This is a genomic window from Accumulibacter sp. (assembly GCF_023806625.1).
Classification (GTDB): Bacteria; Pseudomonadota; Gammaproteobacteria; order Burkholderiales; family Rhodocyclaceae; genus Accumulibacter.
This window is the reverse complement of the sequence record NZ_JAMTDX010000057.1, coordinates 56978-73250: the sequence shown is the minus strand read 5'-3', so window position 1 is coordinate 73250 and position 16273 is coordinate 56978. Positions and strand designations below refer to the sequence as shown.

General features: G+C 64.8%; 14 protein-coding genes. 7 read left to right on the top strand and 7 right to left on the bottom strand.

What is annotated here, in order from left to right:
* Positions 1-21: 21 nt before the first annotated feature.
* From NFW05_RS10600 to NFW05_RS10590, 3 genes are all read right to left on the bottom strand, one after another.
* Positions 22-987: an XrtA-associated tyrosine autokinase gene (locus NFW05_RS10600; RefSeq protein ID WP_295306168.1), complete on the bottom strand. Its 966-nt coding sequence runs from the start codon at positions 985-987 to the stop codon at positions 22-24.
* A gap of 9 nt (positions 988-996) precedes the next feature.
* On the bottom strand, positions 997-2556 hold the full coding sequence (locus tag NFW05_RS10595) for an XrtA system polysaccharide chain length determinant (protein WP_295306165.1): 1560 nt from the start codon (positions 2554-2556) through the stop codon (positions 997-999).
* 91 nt (positions 2557-2647) lie between these two features.
* Positions 2648-3280, bottom strand: coding sequence for an XrtA/PEP-CTERM system exopolysaccharide export protein (locus tag NFW05_RS10590; protein ID WP_295306163.1), 633 nt, complete (start codon positions 3278-3280; stop codon positions 2648-2650).
* Positions 3281-3738: 458 nt separating this feature from the next.
* Between NFW05_RS10590 and xth the strand changes: the two genes are divergently transcribed.
* The 3 genes from xth to NFW05_RS10575 all read left to right on the top strand — a co-directional run bounded on the left by xth (position 3739) and on the right by NFW05_RS10575 (position 5510).
* Positions 3739-4506 carry an exodeoxyribonuclease III gene (gene xth / locus NFW05_RS10585; RefSeq protein WP_295306160.1) on the top strand — a complete coding sequence of 256 codons (768 nt, stop codon included), beginning with the start codon at positions 3739-3741 and terminating at the stop codon, positions 4504-4506.
* A 3-nt stretch (positions 4507-4509) separates the two neighbouring features.
* Positions 4510-5187 carry a Crp/Fnr family transcriptional regulator gene (locus tag NFW05_RS10580; RefSeq protein WP_295306157.1) on the top strand — a complete coding sequence of 226 codons (678 nt, stop codon included), beginning with the start codon at positions 4510-4512 and terminating at the stop codon, positions 5185-5187.
* 125 nt (positions 5188-5312) lie between these two features.
* The gene (locus tag NFW05_RS10575; protein WP_295306154.1) at positions 5313-5510 is read left to right on the top strand and encodes a DUF2892 domain-containing protein; all 198 of its coding nucleotides are present in this window, start codon (positions 5313-5315) and stop codon (positions 5508-5510) included.
* A gap of 328 nt (positions 5511-5838) precedes the next feature.
* Here NFW05_RS10575 and rsmA read toward each other — a convergent pair whose 3' ends face one another.
* The 4 genes from rsmA to NFW05_RS10555 are packed head-to-tail and all read right to left on the bottom strand — an operon-like array spanning position 5839 to position 11321.
* Positions 5839-6621 carry a 16S rRNA (adenine(1518)-N(6)/adenine(1519)-N(6))-dimethyltransferase RsmA gene (gene rsmA, locus NFW05_RS10570; RefSeq protein ID WP_295306151.1) on the bottom strand — a complete coding sequence of 261 codons (783 nt, stop codon included), beginning with the start codon at positions 6619-6621 and terminating at the stop codon, positions 5839-5841.
* On the bottom strand, positions 6618-7622 hold the full coding sequence (gene pdxA, locus NFW05_RS10565; protein WP_295306148.1) for a 4-hydroxythreonine-4-phosphate dehydrogenase PdxA: 1005 nt from the start codon (positions 7620-7622) through the stop codon (positions 6618-6620). Before pdxA ends, rsmA begins: the two co-directional genes overlap by 4 nt.
* Positions 7612-8919 (bottom strand): peptidylprolyl isomerase, encoded by a 1308-nt coding sequence (locus NFW05_RS10560; protein ID WP_295306145.1) that lies wholly within the window; start codon positions 8917-8919, stop codon positions 7612-7614. The genes pdxA and NFW05_RS10560 overlap by 11 nt, the downstream gene beginning before the upstream one ends.
* Positions 8920-8930: 11 nt before the next feature.
* Complete coding sequence (locus tag NFW05_RS10555; RefSeq protein WP_295306142.1) at positions 8931-11321, bottom strand: LPS-assembly protein LptD; 2391 nt, start codon at positions 11319-11321, stop codon at positions 8931-8933.
* A gap of 735 nt (positions 11322-12056) precedes the next feature.
* Between NFW05_RS10555 and NFW05_RS10550 the strand changes: the two genes are divergently transcribed.
* From NFW05_RS10550 to NFW05_RS10535, 4 genes are read left to right on the top strand one after another with little or no spacing between them, the layout of a single operon-like run.
* A complete protein-coding gene (locus tag NFW05_RS10550; protein WP_295306140.1) occupies positions 12057-13088 on the top strand; it encodes a phosphotransferase in 1032 nt (343 codons plus the stop codon).
* Positions 13088-13777 (top strand): N-acetylmuramate alpha-1-phosphate uridylyltransferase MurU, encoded by a 690-nt coding sequence (gene murU / locus NFW05_RS10545; RefSeq protein ID WP_295306137.1) that lies wholly within the window; start codon positions 13088-13090, stop codon positions 13775-13777. The genes NFW05_RS10550 and murU overlap by 1 nt, the downstream gene beginning before the upstream one ends.
* Positions 13774-15081: an aminopeptidase P N-terminal domain-containing protein gene (locus NFW05_RS10540; protein ID WP_295306134.1), complete on the top strand. Its 1308-nt coding sequence runs from the start codon at positions 13774-13776 to the stop codon at positions 15079-15081. The genes murU and NFW05_RS10540 overlap by 4 nt, the downstream gene beginning before the upstream one ends.
* Complete coding sequence (locus NFW05_RS10535; protein ID WP_295306131.1) at positions 15074-16228, top strand: FAD-dependent monooxygenase; 1155 nt, start codon at positions 15074-15076, stop codon at positions 16226-16228. The genes NFW05_RS10540 and NFW05_RS10535 overlap by 8 nt, the downstream gene beginning before the upstream one ends.
* Positions 16229-16273 lie beyond the last annotated feature (45 nt).

Sequence of the window (16273 nt, the reverse complement as noted above, 5' to 3'; positions counted from 1 at the left end):
TACGACACCCGGCGCACGCGCTCAGGTCCCATCCGAACCATAACCATAGCCATAGCCGTAGCCATACCCATAGCCGTAGCCGTAACCATAGCCGTCCTGGCTCGACGCCCTGGCTTGATTGAGAAGCAGCAGTTTCACGGGGCAGGCTTCGATCGCCGACAGCGCATGCTTGACGTCGCCGCGGACGGTGCTTTCGGCCTTGACCACGACGACTACCTGGCCCATGTGAGTGGCCAGCACCCTTGACTCGGTGGTCATCAGCAGTGGCGGGGAATCGAAGATGATGATCCGGTCGGGGTAACGGCTGGCCATCTCGTCAAGAAGCTTGGCCATCATCTCGCTGGCCAGAAGTTCGGTCGCACGCGGATGCTGGGTGCCGCTTGGCAGGAGGCTCAGCTTGTCTACGTTGGTGCGCAGGATCACCTGCGAAAGACTCGTCGACTCGTCGGTCAGGACGTCGAGCAAACCCGGGGCGGCGGGGAGCCCAAGCATCTTGAGCACCGAAGGCTTGGGCACGTCCGCATCGACGAGCATCACCGTGTTGTCGAGTTCCATGGCGATGCTCATCGCCAGATTGACCGCCGAAAAAGTCTTGCCCTCGCCGGACAGCGCACTGGTGACCATGATCAGGTTCCCCCGCTTGATCGGTGTGGCCCCCCTGCCCATTGCATTGGCGATCAGCGGACGCTTGATCACCCGGTATTGATCGGCCAGCTGCGATCGGGGAGCATCGGGGCTGATCAATCCGGCGACGGCCAGCGCGTTCAAATCGAGGTCGACCCGGCGAGACATCTGAGCAGCGGCTGGAGAGGGAGATGGCACGACCGGCACGCCGTCCGAACCGGCCAGAGGAACAGCCGAAACAGGCTCGATCGCGGGCATCGCCGCGACGATGGGCTGGCCACTGTCCTTCGCCGGGCGAGACAGGTCCACACCTGCTCTGCGCAACTGTTCCAGGCGTTTGGCTGCTTGTTCAATGAGGCTCATCGACTTTCCTCAGACTGTACGGGCAGAAAGGAGGAACAGGGCAAGCAGTCCCGCTCCATAGGCCCCGAGAAGCGAGACGCAGGCAGCGACAAAACGCCACAAATCCTTCTTGTCGCGGCGCTTGACGGTCTCGTCGACGAGCAGCGAAACCGTGCCGAGCAACGGCAGGCCGCAGGCTTCGCGCAAGGAACGGGACTCGAAGAAGACCGGACGCAGCTGACTCGCGGCAAACGATGCGGCGATGCCCGCGGCAACCGCGAGAAGCAGCGTCAGCGGGAGGAAGAGCGTACGATTGGGCGCCACCGGCTTGGGCGAAACCCTCGGTGGATCGATCAGCCGGAAGTCGACTCCTGCCGTGCTCTCCATCTCGCTGCCCATGCTGGCCGACTCGCGCCGCTGGACGAGTTGCTCGTAGTTCTTCTTGTTGATCTCGTAGTCGCGGTTGAGCTGAGCGAACTCGGCTTCGATCTGCGGCATCATCTTCCCCGACTCGGCGAGACGACTGTAACGCGCCTGATACTCGGCCAGCCGTGTCCGCAACGCGGCCACCTTCGCTTCCGCCTCCGCCAGCGCCATCTTGAGCCGCTGGCTCACCGGGTTCGTATTGACTGAAGAGGCGGGATCGGTCAGTGCGGTCTTCCGCCGGGCAGCCAGTTCCTCGCGCTTCTGCTCCTCGAGTTCCTTGATCACTCGGCGCGTGCTGATCACGTCGGGATGCTGCTCGGTGTAGCGCAGCAGCATGGCATCGAGGTTGCGCTGTACGGCGTCGATCCGCGCATCGATCTCCGGGACGGACAAGCCAGCAATCGATTGCTGTGCGGCTCCCGACGAGCGCGACGGCTCGTCGCCGACGATCTGCCGCCTGATCGCGTCGCGCGTCTGCTCCGCCTCACGCAGCGCGAGCTGAGTTTCCTCGATCTGTGCTGCAGCGGCAGACATCCGGCTCAGGTGATCCTTGCCATCGGTGCCCTGCGTGCCCAGGTTGCGCAGCTTGAAATCCTTCAGTCGCGCCTCGGCCTCCTCGAGCCTTTTCTCGTAGGCCGCAATCTCCTTGTCGAGGAACTTGCGCGCCGATTCGGTATCCTTGCGCGCGTCACCCAGATTCGATTCGACGAAGATCGATACCAGGGACTGGACGACCCGCTTGGCACTCTCCGGCTGAGTATCGCGGTAGGTGATCGTGTAGATGTTGTCTCTCGTGGTATTGTTGATCTTCAGCGATGACATCAGCGTCTCGGCCAACGCGTCGCGATCCTCCTTCGAGCGAATCTTGAGGTCGAGATCCGCCATGCGGATCAGCTTCTCGACGTTCGGGCGCGTGATCAGCGTCCGGCTCAGCATCATCACCTGCTGGTCCATGTTCGGCTGGGTCACCAGGCCGGACATCAGCGGTCTGAGGATCGACTGCGTATCGACGTAAATCCGCGCGGAAGCCTCGTACTTGTCGGGGATGGCCAGCACCGCGACGACGCTGGCGACACCGACCACCCAGGCGACGATGACTCCCAGCCAGCGACGCCGCCACATCCCGCGCAGGACAGCCGTCACTTGTCGCAGCAGTTCATCCATCAGAGTCAGCCCCTATGTCTAGCAGGTTCGGGAGCGACCGTCGCGCCATCACGAGGCGGTCGGCGAGCAGTCGAGTTTGCTGGCCTGAAGGTCAGAACCAGCTTTGCGGGATGATCAGCACGTCGCCTGGCTTCATGTCGACGTTGGCCGACACCTCGCCACGACGGATCAGGTCGGTGAGACGAACGCTGTACTGCTGCCTCCCTTCGGACGAATTGCGCACAATCGTCGCCGCGTTCCCGTCGGCGAAGTCGGTCAGCCCTCCGACGGCGATCATCACGTCGAGCACCGTCATGTTCTGCCGATAGGGCAGCGCCTGCGGCTTGGCCGCCTCGCCGACGACGCGTATCTGCTCGCTCTGCGTGCCCACGAAGCCGGTGACCACCACTGTCACGATTGGGTCACGGATGAACGTCGCGAGGGCCTTCTCCATATCCCGGGCGAGCGCCGTCGGCGTCTTGCCCATCGCCGGCATGTCCTCGATCAGCGGCCCGGCGATCATTCCGTCAGGGCGCACCGGGACGGCCATCGACAGTTCCGGATTCCGCCAGACGATGATATTGACGTTGTCGCCAGGCCCGATGATGTAGCGGTAGTCTGCCGAAGCAGCCGATGGAGGCGCCGGTGGATGATAGGACGCGCAACCAGCTGCGAGAGCCCCCAGCACACCGACACCGGCCCAGTGGAACGAGACGCGAAACAAATCCTGCAGGCGGGTAAACATAATGCTCTCCTTTTCTAGTCGCCAGCTTGGTAACCCGTAACCACCGAAAAAGGCTCGGGGACCGTACAGCGGCACCGGACGCGAAACGCGGCACAGTATAGTTGAATTGCCCGGTACCGCCAAAACTCCGGGAGTTCGCCCTTGCGTCCGCTGGTTGCCCGACGACCATCGACCGTGGAAGGATAGCGACTGCAACCGCCCGAACAGCGGAAATAACGCACGCCGCAGCCGATTTCTTTAGCCCGCCACGCGCCAGAGCCGGACGCACACGATACCACGTTGCAACGAGGCGACATTTCGCCAACCGCCAGGCGTACCGGAACGCACCGCCACCGCGGCGCAGCCCGCTTCTTCCCGGCTGCCGGCTGGTATGATTCCGGATGCCACCGTGCGCGATCCGCCGAGGTCATCCAAGGACGTCCGGTTGCGCCGCGCAAACCGATCGACGCCCCGAAGCCATGAAACTCGCCAGCTGGAACGTCAACTCGCTCAACGTTCGCTTGCCCCAGCTCATCGGCTGGCTCGAAGCCGAGCAACCGGACGTCGTCTGTCTTCAGGAGACGAAAGTGGAGGATGACCGGTTTCCTACCCGGGAGATCGAATCCGCCGGATATCACGCGGTCTTTTCCGGCCAGAAGACCTACAATGGTGTCGCCCTGCTGGCGCGCGAGACGCCTGGCGAGGTCGTCGTCGGCAATCCGCTCTATCCTGACGAGCAGCGGCGTTTCCTGGCGGCAACCGTCGGCGGAATCTGCGTCGTCTGCGTCTACGTGCCCAACGGTCAGTCGGTCGGCAGCGACAAGTACGCGTACAAGCTCGACTGGTTCGACGCCCTTGGGCGCTGGCTTGCCGGCCGACTTGCAGTCGATGCGCAGATCGCCGTGGCTGGCGACTTCAACATTGCCCCGGAGGACCGTGACGTCTACGATCCGGCTGCCTGGACCGGTCAGATCCTCTGCTCCGACGCCGAACGCGCCGCATTTCGCCGCTTGCTCGCGCTCGGCTTCCACGACAGCTTCCGCCTCTTCGAGCAGCCTGCCGGGAGCTTCTCGTGGTGGGACTACCGGATGCTTGGATTTCAGAAGAACCGCGGCCTGCGCATTGACCACATCCTGCTTTCCAGGCCACTCGCCGCGCGCTGCGTCGCGGCGACGATCAACCGGAGCCTGCGCAAGCTGGAGCGTCCATCCGACCACGCGGCGGTAACGGTGGTGCTCGGAGAGTGAGTGATGCGCGTGGGCCCGGATAGCGTTGGTCAGGCCGTTCTCGCTCTTTACCCGTCGCTACGCTCGCTCTCGGCCGAACAGTGGGCCACGGCCTGTCAGGCGATGAGCCTGCTGAGAATGCCGGCGGGGGCCCAGATATTTGCTGAAGGGCAGAACTGCCTTGGTTTCCCGTTGGTCCTCGAGGGCACGATCAAGATCGTGAAGAACACCGCTGCTGGACGCGAAATGATTCTCTACCGCGTCGAGCCAGGTGGCTCGTGCATCATCACTTCAGGCTGCCTGCTCGGCGGAAGCGCCTGCTCGGCGCGCGGGATCGCCGAGACCCCGATCTCCCTCTCGCTGCTACCGACGACGCTTTTCGCCCGACTCGTTGCCGAGAACGCTGACTTCCGCGCCTTTGTCTTCCACCTCTTCGCCGAGCGTATTGCCGAACTGATGCAACTCGTCGAGGAGGTTGCCTTTCACCGGCTGGATCAGCGTCTCGCCAGGCTGCTGCTCGCCAAAGGACCGACTGTCCGTGCGACGCACCAGGCTCTCGCCGAGGAACTCGGCAGCGTACGCGAGATCATCAGCCGCCTGCTCAAGGGCTTTGCGCTCCAGCACCTGGTGACCCTCGGCCGCGAGCAGATCAAGGTGATCGACGAGCGGGGCCTCAAGGAAATCGCCAGAGTGCCCGATTGAGACGGACTGCCGGAATCGCTGGCAACCGGCGGGGCGGCCCGGCCGCCTCTGTGACCGCAGTTACAGACCTGGCACGCGTACCCGCGTAATCTGTCAGCTCATCGCAACTCTTCAAGGAACGCGCCATGAAAAGCAACGTCGGCGGGATAGACAAGATCCTGCGCATCGTGGTCGGCATCGCCCTGATCGCCGCAACGGCCTTGGGCATGATAGGCGCATGGGGCTGGATCGGCGTCGTGCCCCTGGCGACCGGCCTGTTTGGTGTTTGCCCGGCCTATTCGCTGCTTGGAGTGAACACCTGCGGGGTCAGGAAGACTTCGTGAGCGAAGCCGGGCGCTGTCTGTGGGCGCAGCGCTCCAGGCGACGACTCGCCGCTGCCGCACCGCCCGGGGTTGCGCATCAGGCAGCGACGCAAACAGTAGCCAGCGGTGCTTGCTCAGACGCTGTGAATAAATCGTCGGCGCGACCGATCTTCGCTATTGCCCGCTCGCCCACTTTTCGCCCATCTATTGGACATGTCTCGTTGGCTCGCTCGCGCCGGGCATCCGGTCCTGCTCGCGACGACTCCTTGACCACCTCTCAGCGCTCGTCCGTTTCCCGTATCGGCTTGGCCGTTCGCTCCCAGCCGGCATTCCCACCCGCCGGCAGCAGCTACCGAGCCGAATCTCTGGCCAGGCGGACGTAGTCTTCGACCGACAGTTCCTCCGCCCGACACGTCGGCGAGATGCCCAGGCTGGCCAGGCGATGCTCATCGATCAGGCCGCCGAGACTGTTGCGCAGCGTCTTGCGACGCTGTGCGAAGGCCGCCCTGACGACGATGGCGAATCGCTCCCCGTCAGTCGCAGACTCTCGCTCCAGCCCACGGGGCAACAGGCGAACAACGGCCGAGTGCACCTTTGGCCGCGGCGAGAACGCCTCGGGAGGAACGTCGAGCACTCTTTCAATCACGAAGTGACGCTGGAGCATGACTGATAGCCGCCCGTAGTCGCGGGTCGCCGGATCGGCGACCATGCGGTCGACGACCTCCCTCTGCAGCATGAAGTGCATGTCTCTGATGCACTCCGCCGAGTCGAGCAGATGGAAGAGCAACGGCGTCGAGATGTTGTAGGGCAGGTTGCCGACGATTCGCAGGGCTCGAACTGCGTCGCCCGCCACCCGTCGAAAATCGAAGAGCAGCGCGTCCCCGGCATGGATGGTCAATCGGTCCGCAGCGTAGCGCTGCCGCAGGCGAGCGACGATGTCGCGGTCGATTTCGACGACGTGCAGGTGTTCGACGCTGCGCAGCAGCGGCCCGGTCAGGGCTCCGAGCCCCGGACCGACTTCGACGACGAGGTCGTCCCCCCGGAGCGAGAGGCAGCTCAGAATCTCGTCAACGACACGCGCATCGATCAGGAAGTGCTGGCCAAAACGCTTGCGCGGGACGTGCTCCCTCACTTGCGCCTGGCAACTCTGACCATGTCGATCGCCTGGTCGACGGCGGCGAACAGACTGCCCGGGTCGGCCGCGCCGCTTCCGGCAATCTCGAGCGCAGTGCCGTGATCGACCGAGGTACGGATGATCGGCAGGCCGAGCGTCACGTTGATGCCGTGACCGAAACTGGCAAACTTCAGCGCGGTGAGTCCCTGATCGTGGTACATGGCCAAGACACAATCGCCGCGCTTGAGGACCGGCGCCGAGAAGATCGTATCGGCCGGCAGAGGACCAAGCAGTTCCATGCCATCTTCGCCACGCAGGCGCTCGAGCACCGGGCTGATGACCTCGATCTCCTCGCGGCCGAGGTAGCCACCCTCGCCAGCGTGCGGGTTGAGCCCGGCGACGAGGATTCGTGGTTGCGGAATTCCGAATCGGCTCCTCAGCTCACGGTGCAGAATGCGCAGCGTCGCTTCGACTGCGGCACCCGTCACGGCGTCCGGGACATCCCTGAGCGGCAGATGCGTGGTCACCAGCGCCACGCGCAAACCGCCGCCCGCGAGCATCATCACCACTCGCGACGTGTTCGTGCGCGCGGCAAGGTATTCCGTATGACCGGAGAAGGCGATCCCGGCGTCGTTGATCACCCCCTTGTGCACCGGACCGGTGACCATCGCCGCGAATTCTCCCGTCTGGCAACCGGCGAGCGCGCGGTCGAGCAGAGCCAGAACTGGCGCGGCATTCGCCGGATCGGGTCGGCCAGGACAGGCTGGCACGGCTAGCGGCAGGTGAGCGACCTCGAGCACGCCCAGCTCGCCAGGCTGGGCCGATGGCCAGTCGCGAAGGCGGACCTGCAGCCGCGTCGCCGCCGCTCTCTCCTCGAGCAGCGACCGGTCGGCGAGGACCACGAGGCGCCCCGGAAACTCCCGTTCGGCGAGACGAAGACAGATATCCGGACCGATGCCAGCCGGCTCGCCGACGGTGACCGCGATCGTCGGGACCGCTGCAGAGAGATCAGCGTTCATCGAGGCGAAGTTCGACATAAGCCCGATCGCGCGCCTGGCGCAACCAGTCCTGATAGGCCTCGTCGCGCTTTCGCTCGCGCAAGGTCTGGCGCGCTGCCGCACGCTGGCGCTCGTTGGAGACATCCTGGACCCGGCGCTCGATGACCTCGATCAGATGGTAACCAAACGGTGACTGGACTGGCTGGCTGAGTTCGCCCGGGGCGAGCTGATTCATCGCTGTTTCAAATTCCGGAACGGTATCGCCTGGGTAGATCCAGCCGAGGTCGCCGCCCTTCGCCGCCGACGCATCCTGTGAGAAGAGCTTGGCCAGTTCGGCAAAACTCTCGCCGTGTCTGATCCGCTCGCGCAGACCCTCCACTTTGTGCCGCGCTTCCGACTCCGAGACGAGTTCATTGACCTTGATCAGGATGTGCCGCGCGTGGGTCTGTTCAACTGCCTGGGCTCCGGCAGCGCCACCTCGTTTGCCGAGCAGCTTGACGAGGTGAAAGCCGTTCGAACTACGCAGAATCGGTGAAACCTCACCGACTTTCAGTTTCTGGCCAGCCTCGGCGAAGAGCGAAGGCAGCCGGTCCGCGGGCCGCCATCCGAGATCGCCACCCCGCATCCCGTCAGGAGCATCGGAATACGCGGCGGCGAGTTGGGCAAAGTCCTCGCCCTTGCGAAGACGCTCGAGGATCTGCTCCGCCTTTCCGCGCAGCTTCTGGATCTGGTCAGGGTTCGCCGACTCGGGCGCGCGCAGCAGGATGTGCGCCAGGCGGTATTCCTCACCGGCACTCCCCTGACCCGCGACAAGCGTCAGGTAGTTGTCTATTTCCCCGTCGGAAATGAAGATCTTGCTGTCGACCTCGCGTTCACGCAAACGCGCGATGATCATCTCGGAGCGAATCTCCTCGCGAAAACTCGCAAAAGTGACGCCGTCCTTTTCGAGAGCCGCCCTGAACTGGGCCAGTGACATGTTGTTGGCAGTGGCGATACGCTGCAGCGCCTGCTCGAGCTGCGCGTCGTCCACGCGCAGCCCTGCCTCCCTGGCCAGCTGGAGCTGAACCTTGTCAAATACCAGGCGCTCGAGCACCTGCCGTTCGAGTACGTCGGCAGGCGGCGGCGTCATGCCCTGCCGCTTGAGCTGAGCCAGTGCCGAATCGAGGCGCCCGCGCAGGTCGTACTGCGTGATCACCTCGTCATTGACCACGGCGACGATCCGGTCCACCGGTACAGGCTGGCCTGCCGTCCCGGCCTGAGCCAGCGCTACCCCGACCAGACCAAGGATGAGAAGAAAGACGCGAATCGGATACACCATGCTGGATCCCGCTAGTCACCGAGAGCCCGGTCCGTCTGGACTGGACCGACCGCATAACCGGGGATCCTTCGCTGCAGGAAGTTCAGCGGATTGTTCCCCAGACCGGCGAGTCCGGTCAGTTCGAGCTGGACGAAGAACTGTGTCGAAGAACTGGACTGAGTCGTCTGCACCCGGTGGGCAACCGTCCGCAGCGCCCAACAGCCGGCGTTGTACTCGAGCCCGCCGATGATCTCGACCGGGTTGTCATTGACGAAAGAATAGTTGTACCGACCCACCGCCTGCCAGTGACCGGTGATCGGCCACTGGCCGGAAATGTCCACCTGGTTGATCTGGGGCGAGGTCTGGTTGTTGTAGCTGTAAAGCGCGCTGAGTATCTTGCCAAGCTCTGGCACGTAGCGTGCACCGAGCGCATAGCGCTGAAACTGCTGGTCAGCGAAGTTGTACTGGAGCGCGGCATCCGCGTAGACTTTGGGGTACACCTGCCCCGAGAACGCGGCCAGAAAGTCCGACCTGTCCGACTGCGCGGTGGTCGTTCCGGGGAGCACGACCTTGTTGGGGGTGAAGTAGAAAATCTCCCCGATCATCCCGCGCATGATCTCCGCGCCGCTCGCCGGGTCGATCAGCCGTGAGGACAGAGCGGCAGTGAGCTGATTTGCATTGTTGATCCGGTCCCAGCCCGAGAAGCGGTTGTCGGCGAAGATCTGCGTAAAATTGAAGTCCGCCAGCGCCGTGTCGAAAACCGGGATGTCGTTTTGGTCCGTATACGGGATGTACAGATACATCAGCCGCGGCTCCAGCGTCTGGGCGTATTCGCGGCCGAAGAGGTTCGTCGACCGTTCGAAGGTCATTCCCGAATCGACGCTCATGATCGGCAGCGTACGATTGATCGAGTCCGGAGCGCCAACCGCGGAAACCGGCTGGACCAGCGAGTAGTGGGTCACGTTCACCCCCGCCCGTGGCGTGACGTACCAGCCGGGAGTCACGTAGGGCAGCGAGACCTGTGGCTGGAGAACCGTGCGCTGTCCCTCGACCATGTTCGGGTCAGGGTGCACGAAGTGCGTATACTGCCCGAAGAAGGCGCTGTCGGTGGCGAACAGGTCAGGCTGCCGGGCGTTGAGGGTGAACTGCGGATAGAGACGGTAGGGCTTGGAAACCGGATTCTGGGGATCGGGCTGGAGGGTCTGGAACGACTGGACGTTGGTGGTTGCCGTCCACCATCCCATTCCACCATAGCTGATCACTCCCTGCTGCAGGAGTTGGGTCTGCGAGGTGCTGGTAATCTGGTTCGACAAGTCGGTGTAGTAGTCGTTGTCCGACACCTTCGTGTAGTTGATGCTCCCTGAGAAGCCGCTCGCGGTTGTGGGCTGGGTGTGCATCAGGTTGAATGCCCAGCGGTTGGTGTTCGTTTGCCGGTCATTGGGCAGGAACGCGACGTGCACCCGGCCGCGATAAGGCCAACCGTCGAGCAGATCGAGATAGCGGAAGTCTGCGCCGAGCAGGAGGCCCCGTTTCGAGAGAATCGTTGGCTCGATCGTCGAGTCCATGTTCGGTGCGATCCGCCAGTAATATGGCACGGCAACTTCCAGGCCGCTCCGGCTCGAGGTCCCGTAGGTGGGGATCAGGAAGCCCGACTTGGGCTCGTCGCTCAACGAAAACGAAACCCACGGCGAATGCAGGATCGGCACCCCGAGGAAGCGTAGCGTCGCGTCATCGCCCGTACCGACTTCGTTGTCGTAGTCGAGCCTGAGATCCTCGGCGCTCAGATACCAGTCGTCGTTGCCCGGCTTGCAGGTCGTGAAGGTCGCGCGCGTCAGATGATACTGATTCTCTCCTTCGAGATCGACGCGATCCGCATCGCCGCGCGCTTCGCCGATCAGGGTCCTCTGCTTGCGCGAGACCTTGATTTCAGTCTGACCCGGCTTGATGGTCAGCGCACGCGGTGTGGCGAAGCCGGTCTCGGGTTCACCGCTTTCGTCTTCAACGGCCATTCCTCGAACGACCGTCGATCCACCGGCCGCGCTGCCCGCAAGCGGTTTGCGCTTCAGAAAGTACGAGGCCTGGTCCAGGAAACCGACCTGATCCTCTATCTTGAGCCGCCCGTGCGTGCCAAGGAAGACGTCGTCTCCCTGTTCCAGGCGAACGTTACCGAGAGCCTCTGCCTCGTCCTCGACCGGCCAGTAAGTCAGGCGGTCGGCGGTCAGCACCCGGCCGATCCTGCGCAACTCGGCATCCCCTTCGGCGAGCAGTTCGCGGTCGATGATCCCCGAGATGCTCAAGGCGCTCACGAAAACCGGGCGGGGCGTTGCGCTCTGTGGAGCCTGGTCGGTCATGCGCCTCGCCAGACGCAGTGCCAGACTGCCTTCAGCACCCACCGCACCGATTTCAGGCCCCTGGGGTGCCACCGCAGATCCGGGCCTTGCAGCGGCGGCGGCGCTGGATTTTCCGGGAACCGGGCGCGACAGATCCGACCGATCCGCAACAGCCTCCGGCGGAACGGTAACTGGCGTCCCTATCTGGTCAGTCGTCGACCGAGTCGCCGCACCCGACACCCCACCGGCTCCAGTCTGCCGTGCCGGAGCCTGGGAAGACAGTTCGGCTTCGGGTGCTCCTTCCTCGGCGCCTGCCGATACCGGTGCGGTGCGCACTGCCCTCGGCACGACTGCGGCCGGTTCCCCGGTGACCGGCGACTCTCCCGGCGGTGGCACCGGGACGGCCTGCGCTGACACGGCGTCCGCTTCTCCTGCCTGAACCGCTGGCTGGTCTCTTCGCTCCGGGGGACTGCCAGCAAGCGGCCTCGACTCGACCGGAGCCGACTCGACAGGCTTCGCTTCAGCAGCCGGCCGGCCGGTTGCCGCGGCCGGCGGCGCCGGCTTTGCCGGCGGCAGGCCGAGCAGTAGCGGATCGACCCGCAACGGCGCCATCCCCTGCGCGTCGGCCTGGCCGGCAAAACCCGCCGCCAGGGAGCCGGCAAAGCTGCAACAGAGGATCAGGGGCAATGGTCTGCGCCGTAGACGCTTCATTCCGGGTGCTTCTGTCAGGCAGAACAGAAAAAGGAAGTCCCACTCCGGCGCGAATCCGAGGCTAGGCCGGGTGCTAAAATCGCGGCATTCTAGCACCATCATCCAAGGAGAAGCGGGATGCGGCGCACAGCCCAGCTCGAGTGCTGGGTCCGCGAGCTCTTCGCCGGGCAGTTCCCCGGCGAGGTCGTGGCCATTGAGCCGGCGTCGGCCGACGCCAGTTTCCGGCGTTACTTTCGCGTACGGCTGGCTGACGATACGACGCGGATCGTCATGGATGCCCCCCCCGAGAAGGAGGACTGCCGCCCCTTCCTGACCATCGCGGCGCTCTTCCGCGAAGCTGGGGTGCATGTCCCGGATGTGCTTGCCGAGGATCTCGAGCAGGGTTTTCTTCTGCTCTCAGACCTCGGCAGCACGACTTATCTCGCTGCGCTGCAGGACCGGCGCCAGGCACCGAGGCTCTACGAAGACGCCAACCGGGCGCTGGTCGCGATTCAGCTCGCCAGCCGTGAAGGCCAGCTGCCCGACTATGATCGCTCGCTACTCTACCGCGAGATGTGCCTCTTCCCCGACTGGTACCTGGTCCGTCACCTCGGGCAGACTCCGGACGATGCGACCCGCCAGACGCTGCTGGCGGTCTTTTCGACGATCCTCGACAACAACCTGAGCCAGAAGCAGGTCTTCGTACACCGCGACTACCATTCGCGCAACCTGATGGTCGTCGCCGGATCGAGCGAACACTCGCTCGCCAACCCGGGAATCCTCGACTTTCAGGACGCGGTCTACGGCCCGCTGACCTACGACCTGGTCTCCCTCTATCGCGACGCTTACATCGAGTGGCCGGAGGAAGTGGAACTCGATCACGTGATCCGCTACTGGGAGATGGCCAGAAAGGCGGGGCTCCCGGTGCAGAGTGATTTCCACGACTTCTATCGCGACTACGAATGGATGGGTGCACAGCGGCAGATCAAGGTTCTCGGCATCTTCGCCAGGCTCTGCCACCGGGACGGCAAGGACGACTATCTCAAGGACATGCCGCGGGTGATCGGCTATCTCCGGCGCACCAGCCGGCGCTACCGGGAATTGCAGCCGCTCGCCCTGCTGCTCGACACACTCGACGAGAGAAGCTCCGACGTCGGCTACACGTTCTGATGAAGGCGATGATCCTTGCGGCCGGCCGTGGTGAGCGCCTGCGGCCACTGACCGACACGATCCCGAAGCCGCTTCTCCCGGTCGGCGGCAAGGCGCTGATCGCCTGGCATCTCGAGCGGCTCGCCGGAGCTGGCTGGCGTGAGGTGGTGATCAATCACGCCCACCTCGGCGAGAGAATCGAGGCCGCCCTGGGAAATGGCCGCTCGTTCGGTCTCTCGATCGCCTACTCGCCCGAGCCCACCAGGGCCCTCGAAACCGCTGGCGGAATCCGCGCGGCGCTGCCGCTGCTCGGTGACCAGCCCTTCTTGACGATCAGCGCCGACGTCTGGTGCGACTGGACCCTCGGCGAGGCCCGGACCGTCGCCCTGGCCAGCGACGGCCGGCTCGCGCATCTCGTCCTCGTCGATAATCCGCCACATCATCCCGAGGGCGATTTCTGCCTCTCGGGGAACCGCGTCCAATTGGCCGCCGGCGGCGGCACGACGCTGACCTTTTCCGGCATTGCGGTCTTCTGGCCGGCGTTCTTCGCCGAAGTTCCCGCCGGAGCGGTGATCAAGCTGCGGCCCCTGCTCGAGACCGCGATCGCCCACGGCTTGGTCACCGGTCAGCGACACGCCGGCCGATGGGTCGACGTCGGCACTCCGCAGCGTCTCGCCGAACTCGACAGCCAACTGACCGCCAGCTCATGAGCCACGATTTTCATGCCCGACGACGCCAGGCCGTGCTCAGCCGCATCGGCGACGCAGTCGCGCTGATTCCCACCGCTCCCGAACGCGTCCGCAACCGCGACTCGCACTACCCCTATCGCTTCGACAGCTACTTCTGGTACCTCAGCGGCTTCCCTGAACCCGACGCGGTGATCGTACTCGTCGGCGGCGACACGCCGCGATCGATTCTCTTCTGCCGCGAGAAGAACGAGGAGCGCGAAATCTGGGACGGCTTCCGCTACGGACCCGAGATGGCCGCCGAGGCCTTCGCTTTCAGCGAAGCGCACCCGATCTCGAGTCTCGACGCGAAGCTGCCCGAGTTGCTCGCCAATCGCCGGGCGCTCTGGCATTCTCTGGGTCACGACGCCGAATGGGACCGCCGCATCGCCGCGGCGCTCGCCGCGTTGCGCGCGGACAGCCGGAGCGGCGTGCGGGCGCCGCGCGAGATTCACGACCTGCGCGGGCTGCTCGATTCGATGCGCCTGATCAAGGATGCCCACGAAATCGCCCTGATGCGCCGCGCCGCAGAGATCGCCTCGGCCGGCCACGCGCGGGCGATGCATGCCTGCCGTCCGGGAATGGCCGAATACGAACTCGAGGCCGAACTGAGCTACGAGTTTCGCCGCCGCGGAGCGGATGGACACGCCTATGCGCCGATCGTCGCCGGCGGTGTGAACGCCTGCATCCTCCACTATGTCGAGAACGACAAGCTGCTCCCTGCCCATTCGCTGGTCCTCATCGACGCGGGCTGTGAAGTCGGCGGCTATGCTTCGGACATCACGCGAAGCTTTCCTGTCGACGGACGGTTCACCGCGATTCAACGCGAGGTCTACGGAATCGTCCTCGCCGCGCAGGAGGCGGCGATCGCTGCCGTCCGTCCCGGTGCCTCGTTCATCGACTACCATCAGGCCGCACTGCGCGTTCTGACGCAGGGCCTGGTCGACTTGCGCCTGATCTCGGGCAGTGTCGATGGTGCGATCGAAAGCGGCGCGTACCGGCCATGGTACATGCATCGGACTGGCCACTGGCTGGGACTCGACGTGCATGACGCCGGCGACTACCGTGCGGACGCCGACCCGGACGCCTGGACGACGCTGGCTCCGGGAATGACCTTGACCGTCGAGCCGGGGCTCTACTTCCGCCCGGACAGCGCCGTCCCCGAGCACCTGCACGGGGTTGGCGTGCGCATCGAGGATGACCTGCTCGTCAGTGACGACGGTAGCACCGTCTACACGACCGCCCCGAGGACGATCGACGAGATCGAGGAGGTGATGCGGCATGACTGAGCCGGTCGAACGCGCCGACATCGTGATCATCGGAGCCGGTCCGGTCGGGATGACGCTCGCCCGGGCAATCGCAGACTCGCCGTACCAGGTCCTGCTGATCGATCATCGTCCGCGTGGCGCCTGGTCCGCCGATCCGCGCGCATTGGCCCTCGCGCACGGATCGAGGCAGATCCTCGAGACCCTCGGCGCGTGGCGGGCGTCGGCTGCGACGCCGATCGAGAGCATCCACGTCTCACAGCGCGACGGCTTCGGTCGAACGCTGATCGAGGCCGCCGATTACGCGATCCCCGCTCTCGGCTACGTCATGCGTTATCGCGATCTCGCGGCTGCGCTCGACGAGCAGATCGGAACCGGCCGCCTGCTCGACGATTCGCGTGTCGTCGACCTGAAACAGGGTCACGACGCCGTCCATCTCGCCGTCGACTGCCACGGCGACATTCACCGGATCGACGCCCGCTTGGTCGTGCATGCCGAAGGGTCGCCAGCCAACGACTCCAGCGTCAGAGTCTGCGACTACCGGCAGCATGCGGTGGTCAGCGAAGTCAGCCCGGTGGCGGCGCATCGCCGCCGCGCGTGGGAGCGTTTCACGGCCGACGGGCCGGTCGCCCTGCTCCCGCTCGGTCAGGACTATTCGGTGGTCCGCACGGTCCCGTCGGAGCAGGCGGACGAACTGCTGGCCTGCGACGAGCAGGGATTCCTCGCGGCCTTGCGCAAGCAGTTTGGCGGTCGCCTCGACTTCTCGCGCTGCGGCCCGCGAGCCGCTTTCCCGCTCGCGCTGCGCTGGCGCAACCAGCTGACCACTCCGCGCCAGCTGTGGATCGGCAACGCCGCGCAGACTCTTCACCCGGTCTCGGGGCAGGGTCTGAACCTCGGCCTGCGCGATGCCCGGGTACTCGCCGAGTTGCTCTCCAGCCGACCCGACGCGGATCCCGGCGATCACTCGCTTCTCGCTTCCTACGCGCGCAACAGGTGTTTCGACCGGATCGGCGGAGTGACGTTCACCGACAGCATCGTGCGCATCTTCTCCAACGACCTTGGTCCACTGCGCCTCGCCCGCGGAGCCGGTCTGCTCGCCCTCGACCTCCTTCCACCGCTGCGCCACTTCGTCGCCCGGCGGATGATCTGGGGAGCCAGGGCCTGGCCCTAGGCCGCAGTCACCGAATCGGCGACGAAATCACCCCCGGGCCGCGAG